Annotated in this window: 22 protein-coding genes and 4 tRNA genes; 5 read left to right on the top strand and 21 right to left on the bottom strand. The window is 70.2% G+C overall.

The window, feature by feature from the left end; all coding sequences use genetic code 11:
- Positions 1-294: 294 nt before the first annotated feature.
- The 9 genes from rplL to BSL84_RS19815 form a co-directional block, all read right to left on the bottom strand.
- Positions 295-681: a 50S ribosomal protein L7/L12 gene (rplL, locus tag BSL84_RS19855; protein ID WP_030026651.1), complete on the bottom strand. Its 387-nt coding sequence runs from the start codon at positions 679-681 to the stop codon at positions 295-297.
- A gap of 111 nt (positions 682-792) precedes the next feature.
- Positions 793-1,323, bottom strand: a complete 531-nt coding sequence (gene rplJ, locus BSL84_RS19850; protein WP_030026650.1) for a 50S ribosomal protein L10 — start codon at positions 1,321-1,323, stop codon at positions 793-795.
- A 270-nt stretch (positions 1,324-1,593) separates the two neighbouring features.
- On the bottom strand, positions 1,594-2,505 hold the full coding sequence (locus BSL84_RS19845) for a hypothetical protein (RefSeq protein WP_159393534.1): 912 nt from the start codon (positions 2,503-2,505) through the stop codon (positions 1,594-1,596).
- A gap of 112 nt (positions 2,506-2,617) precedes the next feature.
- Entirely contained in the window at positions 2,618-3,481 is an 864-nt protein-coding gene (locus BSL84_RS19840; RefSeq protein ID WP_075970842.1) for an LppX_LprAFG lipoprotein, read from the bottom strand.
- A 205-nt stretch (positions 3,482-3,686) separates the two neighbouring features.
- Entirely contained in the window at positions 3,687-4,415 is a 729-nt protein-coding gene (gene rplA, locus BSL84_RS19835; protein WP_030026645.1) for a 50S ribosomal protein L1, read from the bottom strand.
- Positions 4,416-4,505: 90 nt separating this feature from the next.
- Entirely contained in the window at positions 4,506-4,940 is a 435-nt protein-coding gene (gene rplK, locus BSL84_RS19830) for a 50S ribosomal protein L11 (RefSeq protein WP_030026644.1), read from the bottom strand.
- A 184-nt stretch (positions 4,941-5,124) separates the two neighbouring features.
- Positions 5,125-6,033: a transcription termination/antitermination protein NusG gene (gene nusG, locus BSL84_RS19825; RefSeq protein WP_075970841.1), complete on the bottom strand. Its 909-nt coding sequence runs from the start codon at positions 6,031-6,033 to the stop codon at positions 5,125-5,127.
- Positions 6,034-6,116: 83 nt separating this feature from the next.
- Complete coding sequence (gene secE, locus BSL84_RS19820; RefSeq protein ID WP_030026642.1) at positions 6,117-6,398, bottom strand: preprotein translocase subunit SecE; 282 nt, start codon at positions 6,396-6,398, stop codon at positions 6,117-6,119.
- A gap of 106 nt (positions 6,399-6,504) precedes the next feature.
- Positions 6,505-6,577, bottom strand: a tRNA-Trp gene (locus BSL84_RS19815).
- Positions 6,578-6,770: 193 nt separating this feature from the next.
- Here BSL84_RS19815 and BSL84_RS19810 point away from each other — a divergent pair.
- Complete coding sequence (locus BSL84_RS19810; RefSeq protein WP_030026641.1) at positions 6,771-7,997, top strand: pyridoxal phosphate-dependent aminotransferase; 1,227 nt, start codon at positions 6,771-6,773, stop codon at positions 7,995-7,997.
- 353 nt (positions 7,998-8,350) lie between these two features.
- Positions 8,351-9,370, top strand: coding sequence for an adenosine deaminase (locus BSL84_RS19805; RefSeq protein WP_030031341.1), 1,020 nt, complete (start codon positions 8,351-8,353; stop codon positions 9,368-9,370).
- Here the strand turns inward: BSL84_RS19805 and BSL84_RS19800 are convergent.
- From BSL84_RS19800 to BSL84_RS19755, 10 genes are all read right to left on the bottom strand, one after another.
- Entirely contained in the window at positions 9,360-9,731 is a 372-nt protein-coding gene (locus BSL84_RS19800; RefSeq protein WP_234308619.1) for a hypothetical protein, read from the bottom strand. The two genes, BSL84_RS19805 and BSL84_RS19800, sit on opposite strands and share 11 nt — an antisense overlap.
- Positions 9,732-9,792: 61 nt before the next feature.
- Complete coding sequence (locus BSL84_RS19795; RefSeq protein WP_267886700.1) at positions 9,793-10,932, bottom strand: UDP-N-acetylmuramate dehydrogenase; 1,140 nt, start codon at positions 10,930-10,932, stop codon at positions 9,793-9,795.
- On the bottom strand, positions 10,929-11,327 hold the full coding sequence (locus BSL84_RS19790; protein ID WP_030031344.1) for a DUF3291 domain-containing protein: 399 nt from the start codon (positions 11,325-11,327) through the stop codon (positions 10,929-10,931). The genes BSL84_RS19795 and BSL84_RS19790 overlap by 4 nt, the downstream gene beginning before the upstream one ends.
- 116 nt (positions 11,328-11,443) lie before the next feature.
- A complete protein-coding gene (locus BSL84_RS19785; protein WP_075970840.1) occupies positions 11,444-12,892 on the bottom strand; it encodes an MFS transporter in 1,449 nt (482 codons plus the stop codon).
- Between the two features lie 83 nt (positions 12,893-12,975).
- A complete protein-coding gene (locus BSL84_RS19780) occupies positions 12,976-13,545 on the bottom strand; it encodes a TetR/AcrR family transcriptional regulator (RefSeq protein WP_030030443.1) in 570 nt (189 codons plus the stop codon).
- A gap of 133 nt (positions 13,546-13,678) precedes the next feature.
- Positions 13,679-14,107 carry a MaoC family dehydratase gene (locus tag BSL84_RS19775; protein ID WP_030030444.1) on the bottom strand — a complete coding sequence of 143 codons (429 nt, stop codon included), beginning with the start codon at positions 14,105-14,107 and terminating at the stop codon, positions 13,679-13,681.
- Position 14,108: 1 nt separating this feature from the next.
- Complete coding sequence (locus BSL84_RS19770) at positions 14,109-14,561, bottom strand: MaoC family dehydratase N-terminal domain-containing protein (RefSeq protein WP_030030445.1); 453 nt, start codon at positions 14,559-14,561, stop codon at positions 14,109-14,111.
- A gap of 139 nt (positions 14,562-14,700) precedes the next feature.
- A complete protein-coding gene (rpmG, locus tag BSL84_RS19765) occupies positions 14,701-14,865 on the bottom strand; it encodes a 50S ribosomal protein L33 (protein WP_007265873.1) in 165 nt (54 codons plus the stop codon).
- An 88-nt stretch (positions 14,866-14,953) separates the two neighbouring features.
- Positions 14,954-15,026: transfer RNA gene (locus BSL84_RS19760), tRNA-Met, on the bottom strand.
- A 48-nt stretch (positions 15,027-15,074) separates the two neighbouring features.
- Positions 15,075-15,147 (bottom strand) — tRNA-Thr (locus BSL84_RS19755).
- A gap of 355 nt (positions 15,148-15,502) precedes the next feature.
- Between BSL84_RS19755 and BSL84_RS19750 the strand changes: the two genes are divergently transcribed.
- Together BSL84_RS19750 and BSL84_RS19745 are read left to right on the top strand one after the other, a co-directional pair.
- Positions 15,503-16,777, top strand: a complete 1,275-nt coding sequence (locus BSL84_RS19750; protein WP_199838735.1) for an amidohydrolase family protein — start codon at positions 15,503-15,505, stop codon at positions 16,775-16,777.
- Between the two features lie 47 nt (positions 16,778-16,824).
- Positions 16,825-17,481 (top strand): SDR family oxidoreductase, encoded by a 657-nt coding sequence (locus BSL84_RS19745; RefSeq protein ID WP_030030286.1) that lies wholly within the window; start codon positions 16,825-16,827, stop codon positions 17,479-17,481.
- 73 nt (positions 17,482-17,554) lie between these two features.
- On the opposite strand, the gene BSL84_RS19740 is transcribed toward BSL84_RS19745, so the two are convergent.
- A complete protein-coding gene (locus BSL84_RS19740) occupies positions 17,555-17,953 on the bottom strand; it encodes a DUF3574 domain-containing protein (protein WP_051873278.1) in 399 nt (132 codons plus the stop codon).
- Positions 17,954-18,114: 161 nt separating this feature from the next.
- Positions 18,115-18,196: transfer RNA gene (locus tag BSL84_RS19735), tRNA-Tyr, on the bottom strand.
- A 292-nt stretch (positions 18,197-18,488) separates the two neighbouring features.
- Here BSL84_RS19735 and BSL84_RS19730 point away from each other — a divergent pair.
- Entirely contained in the window at positions 18,489-18,977 is a 489-nt protein-coding gene (locus BSL84_RS19730; protein WP_030030284.1) for a YajQ family cyclic di-GMP-binding protein, read from the top strand.
- Positions 18,978-19,072: the final 95 nt, after the last annotated feature.

Here is a 19,072-nt window from a genome sequence, read left to right as displayed (position 1 = left end):
GCGGCTCCGTACACAGAGCGCGTATCAGTACTGCCCTCTTCGTAGTCGATCCATGCCTCGGAACCCGGATCGAGGCGATCGACCTCTCGACGGGTCTGAGAATGCTGCGCCGCGTCCCGTTCGTCAAGGCCCCCTGCTCCGAGCGGATCATCTCCGGACCCTGCGTCGGGGCAACGATGATCACCCTACTCCCCAACGAGACCAGGGCAAGTCAGGCACTGCGGATACGCCAAAGGGCGACCACCCTTACGGGTGATCGCCCCTTGGAGAGGCCGTCAGGCGGCCTCAGAGGTGTTACTTGACCTCGACGGAGGCACCGGCACCCTTGAGGGCCTCGGCGGCCTTGTCAGCGGCCTCCTTGTTGACCTTCTCAAGGACGGGCTTCGGCGCACCGTCGACGAGGTCCTTGGCCTCCTTCAGGCCCAGGGAGGTCAGCTCACGCACGACCTTGATGACCTGGATCTTCTTGTCGCCGGCGCCGGAGAGGATGACGTCGAACTCGTCCTTCTCCTCGACGGCCTCAGCGGCGCCACCAGCGGCACCACCGGCGGGGGCAACGGCGACGGCCGCGGCGGCGGTGACGTCGAACTTCTCCTCGAAGGCCTTCACGAACTCGGAGAGCTCGATGAGGGTCATCTCCTCGAACTGGGCGAGGAGGTCGTCCTGAGAGAGCTTCGCCATGATGGGCGATCCTTCCACTAATTCGGCAGGTGCCGATGTGTCTATAGAGGCGGGCGTAACGGCCCGCTACGACCCGCGCACTAGGCGGCGCGGATCAATGCGCGAGCCGAATTACTCGGCACCGCCCTGCTCGGCGAGCTTGACGCGAAGCGCTTCCGCGGTGCGGACGAACTTCGACGGCAGCGCCTGGAAGAGCGAGGCAGCCTGGGACTGCTTGCCCTTGAACGCGCCGGCCAGCTTGCTGAGCAGAACCTCGCGGGACTCAAGGTCCGCAAGCTTCTTGATGTCGTCGGCGGAGAGAGCCTTACCGTCAAGGACACCGGCCTTGATGATGAGGTTCGGGTTCTCCTTGGCGAAGTCACGCAGAGCCTTCGCCGACTCCACCGGGTCACCGGTGATGAAGGCGACCGCGGTCGGACCAGCGAAGTGCTCGTCCAGCGCGGTGATCCCGGCCTGGTTGGCCGCAATCTTGGTCAGCGTGTTCTTCACCACGGCGTACTGGGCGTTCTCACCGAGGGAGCGACGCAGCGTCTTGAGCTGCGCGACGGTGAGACCCCGGTACTCGGTCAGCACGGCGGCGTTGGAGCTCTGGAACGCGTCCGTGAGCTCGGCCACCGATGCAGCCTTGTTGGGCGTCGGCATGGTGCGTTCGCCTCCTTCCGGGTGATGAGGACCGCTCAGAAGGGGCTCACATACAAAACGCCCCGGCGCAGGCGCCAGGGCGTAGCTCGACCGGAACGAATTCCGGGAACCTTCCACAGTCACCTGCGCGGGTCGTCCGCAGTAAACGGATCCTTCGGCCACCGCACCCTGACGGGCACAGCAACGACCAGCGGTCTTTGGCTTCCGGGGAAGACTACGTGAAGCGTTCCGGTCGAGGCAAATCGGTCAGCGGGCCGGGTAGTCGGCAGCTCAGCTGCGAAGGCCCGGCAGCCCGGCGTCCCGCAGGGTCTTGTCGGCTTCTTCGAGGCTCTTGTCGGCCGCTTCCAGGTCCTTGTCGACCTGCTCCAGGTCGGCGTCGACACCCTTCATCACGGCGTCGAAGGTGACGACCTGGTCGGCCGGCGGCGGCTGGACGGCGGCGGCCTTGCCGAAGTCGGAGAACTTCGCCGTGGTCTTCGACGTGCCCTTGCCGTCGGTGCTGGAGCTGTCGACGCGGACCGGGTAGCCGTCCTTGCCGATCCACAGGTCCACCTCGAAGGCGGTGATGTGCTTCACGGCCTCGTGGAGGTTCTGGCGGTTCTTCTCCTCCATGACCTTGGTGGAGTCGTCCGCCGTGACCAGCTCCGCGTTGGTGAGGCGGGCCTTGTAGTGCTGGGCTTCGATGCCGTCGGTCGTCTCGGCACCGACGTGCGTGAGCTTGGTCTGGCCCAGCAGCATGGCGAGGTACTCGGCCGGGTCCTCGTTCAGCCGGACCCCCGGCTTGCCGCCCTTGGACAGGTCCATCTGCATCCAGGTCTTGCCCTTGAGGGGCTTGTCCAGCTGGGTGTAGACGGTGTCGCCCGTCATGATCGAGCGGGTGTCGGGCTTCCCGCCGCCGTCCTTGAGGACCACGTCGTGGCCGGACGGGTACCAGCCCTTCGTGCCCGACTGGCCGCTGGTCTTGCCGTCGGTGCCGACGGTGGACAGCTCCGCCTTGGCGAACTTGGCGGCCACCGTCTTCAGGTAGGAGGCCTTCACCGCCTCCACGGGGTCGTGCGCCTTGGCGTCCGCTCCCTTGGCGCCCGCCCCCTCGGCGCCGCCGCCGCAGGCGGTGAGACCGCCCACGAGCAGGGCGGTGCCGGCCATCGCCACGCCGGCCCGGATCCGGACAGCGCTGTTCATCTGCTTCTCCCCCATGAATGTCCTGCTGCGCGCCGCGCCGCCACGGTGGAGCGGCGGCGCGACGGTACTGCGGTCGTGCGGTGCGGTCGTGCCGTCGTGCGGCCAGGACGCGTCAGCCGGCGTCCTTCATCATCTCGGCGAGGTCGACGACCTGCTCGGCCGGCGGCGCGGCGACCTCGACCGGCTTGTTGACGTCCAGGAACTTGACGGTGATGTCCATCGGGCCGGACGTGCCGGCGCCCCGCGTGCGGACCTGCTTCGCCTGGTCGTTCTCGTCGATCCAGAGGTCCATGGTCAGGGTCTTGATGCCCTGGGCCTCCAGTGCCGCGAGGTTCTTGTCCTGGCGCTCCTTGGCCTCCGGAGTGGAGGCGGCGCCGCGGGAGCGCATCTCGTCGACGGAGACGGTGCCGGTCAGGTGCGTCGTCTTCTGGCCGTCGATGGTCTCGTCGCCGACCTTCTTGAGGTCCTTGGCGGCGCTGAGGCTGTCGGCCGTGTCGGCCGGGTTCTGGCCCTGCTGGGCCGAGCCGAGCGAGTCCAGCTCCTTGGCCTGCTCCGGAGCCAGGGTCTTGAGGTCGAACTTCAGCCACTTGCCCTCGGTGCCCAGGTACATGGCGCCGTCGAGGAGGCGGATCTGTACCTTCTCGCCCGGCTTCTCCGGCGAGTCCATCGTCATCGACATGGCCACGGTCGGCTTGATCCGCATGGCGGCCTCGCCGTTGATCTTCTGGCCGGCCGCGTCACCGGTGATGCTGTAGCGGAGGGAGGTGATCTCCTCGGACTTCTTCTTCGTCTTCTCCAGGTACGCGGCGGGCGTCACCTCCGCCGGCTTCTCCGCGGGCTTCTCCGCCGGCTTGGCCGGTGCGGGCGCCCCCGTCTCCTTCTTCGCGTCCTTGCCGTTCTCACAGGCCGTGGCGCCGCCTGCGAGCAGGAAGGCGGCCAGGACTGCCGCGACGGTCTTCTTGCGGTATGCGTTCATGCGTGTGGTCCCCACCCCGTGTCTTCGTGGCGGCGCATGGTCTCCGGTGTCCCCACCTGCGGCGCCGCTCGTATGACTGTACGACTCGACACCGACCGTAATCGCACAGGACTCGCACGGGAAAACGAAAAACGGACCCCCCGCCACCCGTGAAGGGGGCGAGGGGTCCGTCGAGTCGCTCGGTGAGCCGTCAGGCTCGGGCCGATCAGACGGCAGCCGGGTCTTCCTCGACGAGGAGGTTCCGGGTGCGGTTCGGGTCCAGCTGGATGCCGGGGCCCATGGTGGTGCTGAGGGCGGCCTTCTTCAGGTAGCGGCCCTTGGCGGCGGACGGCTTCAGACGAAGGATCTCGTCGAGGGCCGCGCCGTAGTTCTCGACGAGCTGCTCGTCGGAGAAGGAGACCTTGCCGATGATGAAGTGCAGGTTCGAGTGCTTGTCGACGCGGAACTCGATCTTGCCACCCTTGATCTCGGTGACAGCCTTCGCGACGTCCATCGTGACGGTGCCGGTCTTCGGGTTCGGCATGAGGCCACGGGGACCGAGCACGCGGCCGAGACGGCCGACCTTGCCCATGAGGTCCGGGGTGGCCACAACGGCGTCGAACTCGTTCAGGCGGTTGCCCTTGGCGATCTCGTTGATCAGCTCGTCGTCGCCGACGATGTCGGCGCCGGCGGCTTCCGCGGCCGCAGCACGGTCACCGGTCGCGAAGACCAGGACCCGGGCGGTCTTGCCGGTGCCGTGCGGGAGGTTCACGGTGCCGCGGACCATCTGGTCGGCCTTGCGCGGGTCGACACCCAGGCGGAAGGCGATCTCGACGGTGCTGTCGAACTTGGTGGAGGAGGTCTCCTTGGCGAGACGGACGGCTTCGAGCGGGGCGTAGAGCTTCTCCCGGTCGACCTTGGCGTCCGCAGCGCGGAGAGTCTTGCTGCGCTTCACTTCTGCTCCTGTGTTGTGGCTTCAGGCATGGAGTCGTGGTGCGGGCCAGCGCTTGGCCCTACCACTGGTGGTACGAGGGGGGTGGCTGGATCAGCCTTCGACGGTGACGCCCATCGAACGCGCGGTGCCGGCGATGATCTTGACGGCCGCGTCGATGTCGTTGGCGTTCAGGTCGGGCATCTTCAGCTCGGCGATCTCCTTGACCTGGGCGGCCGTGAGCTTGGCGACCTTGGTCTTGTGGGGCTCGCCGGAGCCCTTCTCGATGCCCGCGTGCTTCAGGATGAGGCGCGCGGCCGGCGGAGTCTTGGTGATGAAGGTGAAGGTGCGGTCCTCGTAGACCGTGATCTCCACCGGCACGACCATGCCACGCTGCGACTCGGTCGCGGCGTTGTAGGCCTTGCAGAACTCCATGATGTTGACGCCGTGCTGGCCGAGCGCGGGGCCGACCGGCGGAGCCGGGTTGGCCGCACCGGCCTTGATCTGGAGCTTGATAAGCCCCGTGACCTTCTTCTTCTTGGGAGGCATTGCTCTCTCCGGGTCCTAGTGAGAGTTTTCAGCCGCCGATCCGGTCATCCGGATGGAGGCATACCGCACCACGATAACGGGTATCAGTGCGGGGCTAAAAACCGAGCAGGTCAGACCATCCCTGAGGGGTGGCCTGACCTGTCCGGAAGCTGTGGCTCAGAAGCCGTGACGCACGCGGAGTGGATCAGTTCTTCTGGATCTGGTCGAAGCTGAGCTCGACCGGGGTCTCGCGGCCGAAGATCTCGACGAGGCCCTTGACCTTCTTCGAGTCGGGGTTGATCTCGTTGATGGTCGCCTGGAGCGTGGCGAACGGGCCGTCGGTGACGGTGACCGAGTCGCCGACCTCGAAGTCCAGGACCTCGATGGTGCGCTTGACGGCGGGCGCGGGCAGGCCGGCCTCTTCCGCGGCGGCCTTGGCGGCCTTCTCCTGCGCCTCCGGGGCGAGCATCTTGACGATCTCGTCCAGGGTCAGCGGGTACGGGTCGTACGCGTTGCCCACGAAGCCGGTGACGCCGGGGGTGTTGCGGACGACGCCCCAGGACTCGTTCGTCAGATCCATGCGGACGAGAACGTAGCCGGGCAGCTTGTTCTGCCGGACGTTCTTGCGCTCGCCGTTCTTGATCTGGACGATCTCTTCCTCGGGCACCTCGGCCTGGTAGATGAACTCCTCGACGTTCAGCGAGACGGCGCGCTGCTCCAGGTTGGCCTTCACGCGCTTCTCGTAGCCGGCGTAGGTGTGGATCACGTACCACTCGCCGGGGAGGAGGCGCAGCTCCTCGCGCAGGGCCTGGATCGGGTCGACCGGCTCGGCGGGCTCGGCCTCCGCGGCCTCTTCCTCGCCGGCCTCGGCCTCGACCTCGACCTCGTCAGCAGCCTCTTCGACCTCGGCGTCGACGTCGGCCTCGGTGTCAGCCTCGACCTCGTCCTCGTCGGACTCGACGTGCAGCGCGGCCTCTTCGGCGGCGGCACCCGCCTCGGCGTCGGCGAGTTCGGCCTCGTCGGGGTCCACAGCGTCCGCCGCCTCGACGATGTCGAGCTCGTCCTCGACGGACTCGACGGAGTCGTGGCTCGCGTTCAGGTTCGGGTCAGACACGGTGGCTGCTTCTTCCTGGATACAAAAGGTGGTGGAACATGCGAAAACGGGCGACACCATCAAGGCGCCGCCCCCCGCGGGGATCAGCCGAAGACGAACTTGATGGCCTTCTCGAAACCGAAGTCAACCACGGTCACGATACCGATCATGATGACGACGAAGACAATCACCACAGTGGTGTACGTCGTGAGCTGGTTGCGAGTGGGCCAGACAACCTTGCGGAGTTCCGCGACGATCTGGCGGTAGAAAAGCGCGAGCCGGCCCAGAGGGCCCTTCTTGCCGCGCTTGCCGCCCTTGCGGGCCTTCTTCTCGCGCGTCTCGTCCTCGGCGTCAGGCATGTCGATGGAGCCCAGGGCGTCCGTCACGTCTCTCACCTGAATCCGGGTCGTGGCCGTACCGCGCCCGGTTGCGCCGCACGGCGTTGCATCAAAGTACGTACCTGCGCACACACATCCGAGAAGGAGTGTGGAGCAGGGCCGGAGGGACTCGAACCCCCAACCGCTGGTTTTGGAGACCAGTGCTCTACCAATTGAGCTACGACCCTTTGCGTCCCCCAACCTACCGCATCCGGGCGAGTGCACGGAGTGCTCACGCTCTGCAGCGGTCGGCGAGGTCCAACGACAGGTGAGTGTACGTGAACCGGGCCGTGACGTCGAACAGCATCCGTCCTGACATGCTCCGGTCCGTTGACTGAAACGGTGTGCCGCGCCTCGGCGCGGTCTGGGACGATTGCCCGTATGACCTCTGCAACGCCTTCCTCCGAGCGCCGGGTGTCCGCCCGTATCGGCGCCATTTCCGAGTCCGCCACCCTCGCCGTGGACGCCAAGGCCAAGGCCCTCAAGGCCGCCGGACGCCCGGTGATCGGCTTCGGCGCGGGCGAGCCCGACTTCCCGACCCCGGACTACATCGTCGAGGCCGCGGTCGAGGCATGCCGCAACCCCAAGTACCACCGCTACACGCCGGCCGGCGGCCTGCCCGAGCTGAAGGCCGCCATCGCCGCCAAGACGCTGCGCGACTCCGGCTACGAGGTCGAGGCGTCGCAGGTCCTGGTGACCAACGGCGGCAAGCAGGCGATCTACGAGGCCTTCGCGGCCGTCCTGGACCCGGGTGACGAGGTCATCGTCCCGGCCCCGTACTGGACGACGTACCCGGAGTCGATCCGTCTCGCCGGCGGTGTCCCGGTCGAGGTCGTCGCCGACGAGACCACCGGCTACCGGGTCTCCGTCGAGCAGCTGGAGGCCGCGCGCACCGAGCGCACCAAGGTCGTCCTCTTCGTCTCCCCGTCCAACCCGACCGGCGCGGTCTACAGCGAGGCCGACGCGAAGGCGATCGGCGAGTGGGCCGCCGAGCACGGCCTGTGGGTGCTGACGGACGAGATCTACGAGCACCTTGTCTACGGCGACGCGAAGTTCACCTCGCTGCCGGTCCTGGTCCCGGCCCTGCGCGACAAGTGCATCATCGTGAACGGCGTCGCCAAGACGTACGCGATGACCGGCTGGCGCGTGGGCTGGGTCATCGCCCCGCAGGACGTCGTCAAGGCCGCGACGAACCTCCAGTCGCACGCCACCTCCAACGTCTCCAACGTGGCCCAGGTCGCCGCGCTCGCCGCCGTCTCGGGCAACCTGGACGCGGTCGCCGAGATGCGCAAGGCCTTCGACCGCCGCCGCCAGACGATGGTCAAGATGCTGAACGAGATCGACGGCGTCTTCTGCCCGACCCCCGAGGGCGCCTTCTACGCCTACCCGTCGGTCAAGGAGCTGCTGGGCAAGGAGATCCGCGGCAAGCGCCCGCAGACCTCCGTCGAGCTGGCCGCCCTGATCCTGGACGAGGCCGAGGTCGCGGTCGTCCCCGGCGAGGCCTTCGGCACCCCGGGCTACCTGCGCCTCTCGTACGCCCTGGGCGACGAGGACCTGGTCGAGGGCGTGTCCCGCATCCAGAAGCTCCTGGCCGAGGCCAAGGCCTAGGGCTGTCGTCGAAGTCCCGTCTGGGTGGCGGGGCCCGGCACGCACGCCCTCACGGGCGGCCGACGCTACTTCGACGACGCCCCTGCCTGACGCACGTCCCGGCGGCGGCACCCTTCGGGGTGCCGCCGCTTTTCCACGCCCCGCCGAGCCCCTTCCAGCCCCGCCGGCGTTTGAGGCGCGGGGTCCGGGGCGGAGCCCCGATCCTTCAGCCCCGCCGGCGTTTGAGGCGCGGGTCCGGGCGGCGCCCGGAAAGCTCCCGCGCGGCGGATCGGGCGCCCGCTCACCCGTTCGCGCAAGCCCCCGATCGGTAAAACCCCCTCCCGCCGAGCGCAGCGGTACGGCAGGATCACCTGATGGAGCACGTACGCGATCTCACGCTTCTGCCGAAGGCCCACCTCCACCTGCACTTCACCGGGTCGATGCGACCGTCGACCCTCCTGGAGCTCGCCGACAAGTACGGCGTGCGCCTCCCCGACGCGCTGACCGCCGGGGAGCCGCCCAAGCTGCGCGCCACCGACGAGCGCGGCTGGTTCCGCTTCCAGCGGCTGTACGACGCCGCCCGCTCCTGCCTGCGCGAGCCCGACGACATCCGGCGGCTGGTCCGCGAGGCCGCGGAGGAGGACGTCCGGGACGGCAGCGGCTGGCTGGAGATCCAGGTGGATCCCACCTCGTACGCCCCGCTGCTCGGCGGGATGATCCCGGCGGTCGAGATCATCCTCGACGCCGTCGACAGCGCGTCCCGCGAGACCGGCCTCGGCATGCGGGTCCTGATCGCCGCCAACCGCATGAAGCACCCCCTCGACGCCCGCACCCTGGCCCGCCTCGCCGTGCGCTACGCCGACCGCGGCATCGTCGGTTTCGGCCTGTCCAACGACGAGCGGCGGGGCATGGCCCGCGACTTCGACCGGGCCTTCGCCATCGCCCGCGACGGCGGGCTCCTGGCGGCCCCGCACGGCGGTGAGCTCACCGGCCCGTCCTCGGTGCGCGACTGCCTCGACGACCTGCACGCTGCCCGCATCGGGCACGGCGTGCGGGCCGCGGAGGACCCCAGGCTGCTGAAGCGGCTCGCGGACCGGCAGATCACCTGCGAGGTGTGCCCCGCGTCGAACGTCGCCCTGGGCGTGTACGAGCGCCCGGAGGACGTCCCGCTGCGCACGTTCTTCGAGGCCGGGGTGCCGATGGCGCTGGGTGCGGACGACCCGCTGCTGTTCGGTTCCCGGCTGGCGGCGCAGTACGAGATCGCCCGCCGCCATCACGGCTTCACGGACGCGGAGCTCGCCGAGCTGGCCCGCCAGTCGGTGCGCGGCAGCGCCGCGCCGGACGACGTACAGGCCAAGCTGCTGGCGGGGATCGACCACTGGCTCACCGGGTGAGCCGCAGGTCCCCTTCGTGGCAGTCGGCGCGCACGCGGCGGCCGTTCGGGAAGCCGATCTCCAGGTGGGTGCGGCCCTGTTCGGGCAGCGCGAACTCGGCGACGGAGGAGACGGTCTCGCCGAGGTGTCGCAGGAAGGGGTGGTCGCCGAGGTCCTCGCCGACCTCGACGCGTCCCCACTCCCCCATGTCGTAGGGGGCATGGGGCGGCGCGGACTCGACGATGAGGCACCAGTCGGACCCGGTGGTGATCCGGATGGAGTCGCCGACGCTGTCGATCAGCCAGACGTCGAGGGGGGACTCGGAGCGTTCGCCGTCACTGACGTGCCAGGACGCGACGACCCTGCTGAGCGTGCGACCCACGAGCCGAGTGGGGTCCGTACCGGCCCCGTGACGGGGACAGAGCATGGGCGGCGGGGGCTCCTCAGATGCTGACGCCGACCGTCACCGGCTCGTTGACGAGGGTGACGCCGAAGGCCGCGTGGACGCCCGCGACGACCTCGCGGGCCAGGGCGAGGAGGTCCTCGGTGGTGGCCTCGCCGCGGTTGGTGAGGGCGAGGGTGTGCTTGGTGGAGATGCGGGCGGGGCCGGTGCCGTAGCCCTTGGTGAAGCCGGCCTTGTCGATGAGCCAGGCCGCGCTGGTCTTCGTACGGCCTTCGCCGGCGGGGTAGGCGGGCGGGGCGGTGTCGGGGCCGAGGCGGTCCTGGACGCGGGCGAGGAAGGCGGCGTAGTCCTCGTCGGTGAGGATCGGGTTGTGGAAGAAGGAGCCGGCCGACCAGGTGTCGTGGTCGGCGGGGTCGAGGACCATGCCCTTGCCGGCGCGCAGCCGCAGGACGGTCTCGCGTGCGGTGGCGGCGGGGACCCGGTCGCCGGCCTCGACGCCGAGGGCGCGGGCGGTCTCCGGGTACTTGATCGGCGCCGAGAGCCCGCCGGCGTCCTCCAGGGCGAAGCGCACGCGCAGGACGACGTAGCGGTCGGGCTGGTCCTTGAAGGTGCTGTTGCGGTAGCGGAAGGCGCACTCGGCGGCGGTCAGGGTGACCGTTTCGCCGGTGGTGCGGTCGTAGGCGACGACCTCGGTGATGGTGTCGCAGACTTCCTGGCCGTACGCGCCGACGTTCTGGATGGGGGTGGCGCCGGCGGAGCCGGGGATGCCGGCGAGGCATTCGATGCCGGCGAGGCCGGCGTCGACGGTGCGGGCGACGGCGTCGCTCCAGTTCTCGCCGGCGGCGAGTTCGAGGGTGGTGCCGTCGAGGGTGAAGCCGGTGGTCGCGATGCGCAGGGCGGTTCCGTCGAAGCCCTGGTCGCCGATGACCAGGTTGCTGCCGCCGCCGATGATCAGGAGCGGGGTGCCGTCGGTGTCCGCGGCGCGCACGGTGGCGACGACCTCGGCGTCGGTGGTCGCGGTGACCAGGCGGGCGGCGGGACCACCGAGGCGGAAGGTGGTCAGCGGGGCGAGGGGGGCTTCGTGGAGTTCCTGCACGTGGACAAGAGTACGGTCCGTGCCCCTCGCATCCCTGCGGGGCCACGGACCGTACTCGTTCGTCCCCCGTGCCGGCGGGGTCAGCGGCTTGCCTCCTCCTGGGCGAGGCGGCGTTCGGCCTCGGCCCAGGTGATCGGCAGTTCGGCGGCCGGCACGGTCCAGTAGGTGAAGACGGATTCCTTCATGTACGCGCCGGCGGCGCGGGCGCTGGTGCGGTGGGGCTCGGCGCGGGCGAAGCGGTGGAGGGCGTCGCGGTCCTCCCAGGCGGACAGGGTGAAGAAGGTGCGCCGCAGGACCCGGGCCCGGAGGGCGGAGCCGTGGGCGCCGGGGGCCTTGCGGATCTGGCGGATGATGCCGGGGGACTTGAGGAAGAACCTGACGGCGCCGAGGAGGGTGGCGGTCTCGAAGCGGGAGGCCATGACGTAGGCCTGGGCGCCGGGCTCGGCGGGGGTGGGCGTGGACCAGGGGATGTCGGGCATGACGTGCTCTCCTTGCGTTCCTGGGTGCGGATCCGGGTCGGTGGTACGTCGTACGGGGCTGCGCGCCGGGCCGGGGCCGGGGGCGGCGGGCGGGGCGGGCCGGGGCGGGCGGCGGCTCAGTGGGCGGCCGGGACCTTCTGCGGGGCGTGGGCGGGGCGGCTCGCGGGGAGCGGTGCTGCCTCGGACCTGCGGGGCACCAGGAGGGCCAGCGCTGCGGCGAGGGCGACCGCGGCGGCGCCGATCCACAGGGCGGGGACGGTGCCGTCGGTGAAGGCCTGCGGGGACTCGTATCCGCCCTGGGCGGAGAAGACGGAGGCCAGGACGGCGACACCGAGGGCTCCGCCGAGCTCGCGTAGGGCGTTGTTCGTGCCGGAGGCCTTGCCCTGGTCGGCTGGGCGCACGGTGGACATGAGGACGTTGGCGGCGGGGGCGAAGTAGAGCGCCATGCCGATCCCGCTGAGGATCAGCGGGGGCAGCTGCGCGGCGTAGGAGACGTCGGTGCTGAGGATCGCGGCGAACCAGCCGAGGCCGAGCGCCTGGAACGCCAGCCCGGCGGCGACGACGGGGCGGCCGCCGATGCGGTCGGAGAGGATGCCGGCGAGCGGGGCCACGATCATCGGCATGCCGGTCCAGGGAAGCATGCGCAGGCCGGCTTCGGTGGGCGAGTAGCCGGCGACGCCCTGGAGGAACTGGCTGAGCAGGAAGATCGAGCCGAACATGCCGAGGAACATCAGCAGGCTGGCCAGGTTGATCCCCAGGAAGCCGCGGTCGCGGAAGAGCCGCATGGGGAGCATGGGGTCGGCGTGGGTCCGGCCGTGGTGGACGAAGCCCGCGACGAGGGCGGAGCCGAGGATCAGTCCGGTGAGGACGGGTGCGCTGGTCCAGCCCTCGGCGTTGGCGGTGACCAGGGCGTAGACGATGCCGAAGAGGCCGCCGCTGACGAGGAGGGTGCCCCGGACGTCGAGGCGGGCGCCGGGGGCGGTGGACTCGGCGAGGTGCAGGCGGGCGAGCGGGATCAGGGCCAGGCCCACCGGGACGTTGAGCCAGAAGATCCACTGCCAGGAGATGTGCTCGGTGAGGCTGCCGCCGATGAGGGGGCCGCTGGCGACGGCGAGGCCGGTGACGGCGCCGTAGATGCCGAGGGCCATGCCGCGGCGGGCGGCCGGGACGGCGGCGGTGAGGAGGGTGAGGGTGAGCGGCATCATGACGGCCGCTCCCACGCCCTGCACTGCGCGGGCGGCGATGAGCGCGTCGATCCCGGGCGAGAGGGCGGCCGCGGCGGAGGCGCCGGTGAAGACGGCGAGGCCGGCGACGAACAGCCGGCGGCGGCCGAAACGGTCGCCGAGGGCGGCGCCGAACATGAGGAGGACGGCGAAGGTGAGCGTGTAGGCGTTCACCGTCCATTCCAGGTCCTCCAGCCCTCCTCCGAGGTCCTCGCGGATGGCGGGGAGGGCGGTGGTGACGACGAGGTTGTCGAGCGCGGCCATGAAGCCGGCCGTGCCGGTGAGGACGAGGGCCCAGACGGCGGGGCCGCGGAGCTTGGTGTCGGCGTCTTGCGTGTGCACGGTTCCCCCTGCGAGTTGTTAGTTATCACTGACTAACTTTGCTGCGCATGCGAATGCGCGCGATCACGCGACGCGCGCATCCTTCACTTCTCCGGGCGGCCGGTGGTGCGGGCCGACGGATAGAACCCCTCCCACACCCTGTGCCCCGGCGGGAAGCCCATCGCGGCCAGGGTGTTGATGAGCATGCCGTAGGCCATGAAGGTCGTCGTCTCCCGCGGGTCCGCACCCAGCGGCAGGTGGACGGTGTCCCAGAGCTCCATCCACCCCTGGCGGACCAGCTCGCCGAGCTCGTGGTCGCCGGCCGCCTCGGCGGCGGCGACGGTCACGTACATCTGGAGCTGCATCTGGAGCTTGTCCGGGTCCTCCGTGATCAGCCGGGTGTAGGCCTCGGCCATGGCGTGCTCGGCCTCTTCGCCGCTCAGTCCCTCGACGGCGGCGGCGAACACCTCACGCGTGTCCCGCAGACAGCGCTCCGACGCGGCCAGGAAGATCGCCTGCTTGTTGGGGAAGAGCCGGAAGAGGTACGGCTGCGACACGCCCACCCGCTTGGCGATCGCCTCGGTGGAGGTCCCGTGGTACCCGCCCCGGGCGAACTCGTGCATCGCCGCCCGGATGACGCTCTCGCGCCGCTCCTCTGCGCTCATCCTTGCCATGCGCATAAGTTAGTGCTCAATCACTAACTACGTCAAGGGTGGTCGCCTCGGTCTTCCGAAACGGGCCGCAGGGCCGGCGGCGAGGGGACGGGCAGCCCGCCCCCTCGCACGCTCACGCCCGGTGCACAGGCCCTCAGGCGAGCGCGACCACCGCGCGGGACATTCCGAGGACCTTCTGGCCGGCGCTCATGGCGGTCAGGTCGACGCGCACCCGGTTGTCGTCCAGCTTCGCCGCGACCTTGCCGGTGACCTCGATCAGGCCGCCCTGGTCGTCGTTCGGGACGACGACGGGCTTGGTGAAGCGCACGCCGTACTCGACCACCGCGCCCGGGTCGCCCACCCAGTCGGTGACCACGCGGATCGCCTCGGCCATGGTGAACATGCCGTGCGCGATCACGTCCGGCAGCCCGACCTCCTTGGCGAACTTCTCGTTCCAGTGGATCGGGTTGAAGTCGCCGGAGGCGCCGGCGTACTGGACCAGCGAGGCGCGGGTCACGGGGAAGGCCGCCGCCGGCAGCTCGGTGCCGACCTCGACGTCGGAGTACTTGATCTGCGCTGCCATGTCAGGCCTCCTGGGGGGCGCGGGAGACGAGCTTCGTCCACGCCGTCACCACGTGCTCGCCGCTCTCGTCGTGGACCTCGCCGCGGACGTCGATGATGTCGTTGCCGGCCATCGACTTCACGGCCTCGATGGTCGAGGTCACCGTCAGGCGGTCACCGGCCCGCACCGGGCGGGAGTACGCGAACTTCTGGTCGCCGTGTACGACGCGGTCGTAGTCCAGGCCCAGCTGCGGATCCTGGACGACCTCGCCGGCCGCCTTGAAAGTGATGGCGAACACAAAAGTCGGCGGAGCGATCACATCGGAGTGGCCGTAGGCCTTCGCCGCTTCCGGGTCGGTGTAGACGGGATTGGTGTCACCCACAGCGACCGCGAATTCGCGGATCTTCTCCCGGCCGACCTCGTACGGATCGGTGGGCGGGTAGCTCCGCCCCACGAAGGACTGGTCGAGAGCCATGACTCACTACCTCCTGTTGAAGGGACACGAAACACACAGGGACAAAGACTGGAGAGATCAGTGCTGAAAACGACACGAGGCCGCCCCCAATGAAGGGGACGACCTCATGACGGTGCCTGTATTCGAGACTTCGCTGGGGTCAGCGGGTCTCGCGGTGCGCGGTGTGCGAGTTGCAGCGCGGGCAGTGCTTCTTCATCTCCATGCGGTCCGGGTTGTTACGCCGGTTCTTCTTGGTGATGTAGTTCCGCTCCTTGCACTCCACGCAGGCCAGCGTGATCTTCGGGCGGACGTCGGTGGCAGCCACGTGAGTGCTCCTTGACGGACTATGGGACGGATGAACGCATAAAAGAGTAGCCGATCGGGAGACCGACCCCGCAATCGGCTACTGTGGGTAGCGGCGACCGGACTTGAACCGGTGACACAGCGATTATGAGCCGCTTGCTCTACCGACTGAGCTACGCCGCTTTGATGTGATCAGCTCCCCACCCGAGGGTGGGGAACCTCTCTCACCAGAGCCCCAATGCGGAATCGAACCGCAGACCTTCTCCTTACCATGGAGACGCTCTACCGACTGAGCTATTGGGGCGAGCGATGAAGACATTACACGGTTGCCCGCCGATCGCCCAAATCCTTTGCGGGAGCTGGGCTCCGAGGGGCGTCGGACGCCCCTCTTGATCAACCCGCAGGCCACTCCCGCCCCACTTCTCACGTGGTTTGTGCGCGGGCTCACACATCACACGCGCCGCAGACCGGCCGGCGCCAGGACGACAGGGGGCGCACGAGCGGGCGCGGGCGCCGCCGGGCACCACACCGGTACGACTATTGCCCTCTTCCGCGAAGCGGCGTGCGCCGCACCCTAGGCTCTGAGCACGCTGCGTGATCTTGGGGGTGCGGGCCGCGGCCACGGCCCCAGGAACCGCCCGAGCCACCGCAGGAGCGCGATGTCCGACAGCCCGCCGCAGCAGCCGTCCCCGTCCTCCCGCGGCGGCAACGCCAACAGCGGTGCGGCCGCCGCCGAGGCCGCCACCCTGCTCCTCGCCGGGGCACGCCTCACTGACGGCCGTACCGTCGACGTGCGCCTCGGCGGCGGCCGGATCCAGGCCGTCGGGACCACCGGCAGCCTCTCCTCCCCCGTGCTGTCCCGGGTGGACCTCAGCGGCTACCTGCTGCTCCCGGCGCCCGCCGAGCCGCACGCCCACGGGGACACCGCGCTGACCGCCGACGGCGACGGACCCGTCTCGTACGCGCCCGACGAGGTCCAGCGCCGGGCCACCGAAGCGGCCCTGCTCCAGCTCGGGCACGGCGCGACCGCCATGCGCTCCCACGTGCGCATCGGCGACGTCCACGGTCTCGGCCCCCTGGAGGCGGTGCTCCAGGCCCGGCGCTCCCTGCGCGGGCTCGCCGACCTGACCGCGGTGGCCGTCCCCCGGCTGCTGACCGGGGTGGCGGGCGCGGACGGGCTGGCCATGCTGCGTGACGCGGTCAAGATGGGCGCCTCCGTGATCGGGGGCTGCCCGGACCTGGATCCGGACCCGACGGGCTTCCTCGAAGCCGTCCTGGACCTCGCCGACGAGCACGGCTGCCCAGTGGACCTGCACACGGACGGTGCCGACCCGGCGCGCCTCGCCCGGCTCGCGGCGATGGCCGGCGGTCTGCGCCCCGGGGTGGCCATCGGCCCCTGCGGTGGCCTGTCCCGGCTCCCCCCGGACGCGGCCGCCCGCGCCGCCGACCAACTGGCCGCGGCCGGGGTACGGGTGACCTGCCTGCCCCAGGGCGACTGCGCGGCCCTGGAGCGCCGCGGCCTGCGCGCCGCCCCCGTACGGCTGCTGCGGGCCGCCGGCGTACGGGTCGCGGCGGGCAGCGGGGCGCTGCGGGACGCCGGGAACCCGGTCGGCCGGGGCGACCCGCTGGAGGCCGCGTACCTGCTGGCCTCCCAGGGCGGCCTGCGCCCCGGCGAGGCCTACGACTCCGTCAGCGCCTGCGCCCGCGAGGCCATGGGCCTGCCGCAGGTGCGGGTGGAGGCCGGCTTCCCGGCGGAGCTGCTCGCCGTGCGCGGCGACCGGATCGCGGGCGTGCTGTCCCTGGCCTACAGCCGGATCGTGATCCACCGGGGGCGGGTGGTGGCCCGTACGAGCGCGGTACGGGAGTACTGCGACTCCGCCGTCGCGGTGGCCCTGGACCTGCCCCGGCAGGGCCGCACGGAGCCCGGCCCGTAAGGGTGTCTTCCCGGGCGGGGGCGCCCGGCTCGTCGTACCGTCGGGGCATGCGCATCGTCATCGCGGGTGGACACGGTCGGATCGCGCTGCGGCTGGAGCGCCTGCTCGCCGCGCGCGGGTACGAGGTCGCGGGCATCATCCGCGACCTCGAACAGGGCGACGACCTCAGGGAGGCGGGCGCCGAACCGGTGCTGTGCGACCTGGAGTCGGCCACGGTGGAGCACGTCGCGGGGATCCTGCAGGGCGCGGACGTGGCGGTGTTCGCGGCGGGCGCCGGCCCCGGCAGCGGTGTCGGGCGCAAGGACACGGTGGACCGTGGTGCGGCGGTGCTGTTCGCCGACGCGGCCGAACGGGCCGGTGTGCGCCGCTTCCTGATGGTCTCTTCGATGGGCGCGGACGCCCATCACGAAGGCGACGAGGTGTTCGACGTCTACCTGCGGGCGAAGGGCGAGGCCGACGACCACGTCCGGACCCGGCTGGGCCTGGAGTGGACGGTCCTGCGCCCAGGCTCGCTGCTCGACGACGCGGGCACGGGCCAGGTCCGCCTGGAGGCGCGGACGGGCCGGGGGGCCGTGCCGCGTGACGACGTGGCGGCGGTGCTGGCCGAGCTGGTGGAGACGCCCGCGACGGCGGGCCTCACGCTGGAGCTGGTCTCCGGCTCGACGCCGGTCGACGTGGCCGTGAAGGACGTGGCGGGCAACTGAGGGCCCGGCGGGGAGGCCGACTCGGGGGCCGGTACCGGTTGCCGGCCCGCGGGGCCGGCCTCCCCGCGGTCGGTCAGAACTGCGCCGCGACCTTGTCGTCGGAGCGGCCGACGGAGTCCTGCTGGTAGCGGCTCTCGTACGCGTCGCGGATCCGCTCGATGCGCACGCTGCGGTCGTCGGCGTCCTTCTCCGGGTACAGCAGGACCACTTCGTAGGACGCCTCACGGACGATCTTGCCGTTCCCGCCGCGCCACTGGCCGTACCCGTCGTGGAGGGTCAGCCCCTCGGGGAAGGCGGGGGTGATCTCCTGGTCCAGGAACCGCATGAACTCGCGCTCCGCGACCGGGTTCCCGCCGTCGGTCCGTTCCGTGCCGAAGTACAGCCGGGTCTCCCGGTAGGGCTCTCCCGTGTCCGTATGCAGGGCGGCTCCCATCAGAGCCGGAATCCCCGCGCCGAGCAGCGCGATGAGCACCCCGCCGCCGACCTTTCCCCGCGTGTCAGATGTCCATTTCACCCCCGGTGAACGACCGCGGGCCCCCGACGATGCGGCCGCCAGCGCCACACCCCGCCCCAGGTGTACGAAAGAACCCCCGTCCACTGCGTTTCCGCAGATGAACGGGGGTTCCACTCGCGTGGCGGCGCCAGGATTCGAACCTGGGTAGGCTAAGCCGACGGATTTACAGTCCGCTCCCATTGGCCACTCGGGCACACCGCCATGGGATGTCGCCTTCGAGGCCGCTCGTGAGCGGTTCTCCCTGGCAACGACGTAAACGATACCTGATGACCGGGGGTGCTTCGCCACCGGATTGATCAGCGCCGCGCGTGGGTGCGGCGGCCGGTGCCGCCCGGACGTACGCGCGTGGTCCGACCACGCGGCGAGGCGCCGTACCGGGCGCCGCGACCCGGTGGACCTGTGCGGTCGCAGCACTAGGCTTTGCCGAGCGGTCCGGGGATGTCCGGCCGTGCCCTCCGGGGTGATCGCAATCGACTTCAAGGAGCCACAGCACATGGCCGACTCCAGTTTCGACATCGTCTCGAAGGTCGAGCGGCAGGAGGTCGACAACGCCCTCAACCAGGCCGCCAAGGAGCTCTCGCAGCGCTACGACTTCAAGGGCACCGGCGCCACCATCGCCTGGTCCGGCGAGAAGATCCTCATGGAGGCGAACTCCGAGGAGCGCGTCAAGGCCGTCCTCGACGTCTTCGAGACCAAGCTGGTCAAGCGCGGGATCTCGCTCAAGGCGCTGGACGCCGGTGAGCCGCAGCTGTCCGGCAAGGAGTACAAGATCTTCGCCACGATCGAGGAGGGCATCTCCCAGGAGAACGCCAAGAAGGTCGCGAAGATCATCCGGGACGAGGGTCCGAAGGGCGTCAAGGCCCAGGTCCAGGGCGACGAGCTGCGCGTCAGCTCCAAGAGCCGCGACGACCTCCAGGCCGTCCAGGCCCTCCTCAAGGGCAAGGACCTGGACTTCGCGATCCAGTTCGTGAACTACCGCTGACGCAGGTCCCCGATCCTCACCACGCCGGCCCGGCGGTCTTCACCGACCGCCGGGCCGCGGTGGTCGGCGGTGGTCAGCGGTGGTCGGCGGGGTGC

The organism is Streptomyces sp. TN58 (assembly GCF_001941845.1).
In the GTDB taxonomy this organism is placed as follows: domain Bacteria; phylum Actinomycetota; class Actinomycetes; order Streptomycetales; family Streptomycetaceae; genus Streptomyces.
The sequence above is the reverse complement of the archived record's forward strand: the minus strand, read 5'-3'. Positions and strand labels throughout refer to the sequence as shown.

Coding starts and splice junctions, on each gene's coding strand:
- rplL (WP_030026651.1), bottom strand. CDS start 681: ATGGCGAAGCTCTCTCAGGACGACCTCCTCGCCCAGTTCGAGGAGATG.
- rplJ (WP_030026650.1), bottom strand. CDS start 1,323: ATGCCGACGCCCAACAAGGCTGCATCGGTGGCCGAGCTCACGGACGCG.
- BSL84_RS19845 (WP_159393534.1), bottom strand. CDS start 2,505: ATGAACAGCGCTGTCCGGATCCGGGCCGGCGTGGCGATGGCCGGCACC.
- BSL84_RS19840 (WP_075970842.1), bottom strand. CDS start 3,481: ATGAACGCATACCGCAAGAAGACCGTCGCGGCAGTCCTGGCCGCCTTC.
- rplK (WP_030026644.1), bottom strand. CDS start 4,940: ATGCCTCCCAAGAAGAAGAAGGTCACGGGGCTTATCAAGCTCCAGATC.
- BSL84_RS19810 (WP_030026641.1), top strand. CDS start 6,771: ATGACCTCTGCAACGCCTTCCTCCGAGCGCCGGGTGTCCGCCCGTATC.
- BSL84_RS19805 (WP_030031341.1), top strand. CDS start 8,351: ATGGAGCACGTACGCGATCTCACGCTTCTGCCGAAGGCCCACCTCCAC.
- BSL84_RS19790 (WP_030031344.1), bottom strand. CDS start 11,327: ATGCCCGACATCCCCTGGTCCACGCCCACCCCCGCCGAGCCCGGCGCC.
- BSL84_RS19780 (WP_030030443.1), bottom strand. CDS start 13,545: ATGGCAAGGATGAGCGCAGAGGAGCGGCGCGAGAGCGTCATCCGGGCG.
- BSL84_RS19775 (WP_030030444.1), bottom strand. CDS start 14,107: ATGGCAGCGCAGATCAAGTACTCCGACGTCGAGGTCGGCACCGAGCTG.
- BSL84_RS19770 (WP_030030445.1), bottom strand. CDS start 14,561: ATGGCTCTCGACCAGTCCTTCGTGGGGCGGAGCTACCCGCCCACCGAT.
- BSL84_RS19750 (WP_199838735.1), top strand. CDS start 15,503: ATGTCCGACAGCCCGCCGCAGCAGCCGTCCCCGTCCTCCCGCGGCGGC.
- BSL84_RS19745 (WP_030030286.1), top strand. CDS start 16,825: ATGCGCATCGTCATCGCGGGTGGACACGGTCGGATCGCGCTGCGGCTG.
- BSL84_RS19730 (WP_030030284.1), top strand. CDS start 18,489: ATGGCCGACTCCAGTTTCGACATCGTCTCGAAGGTCGAGCGGCAGGAG.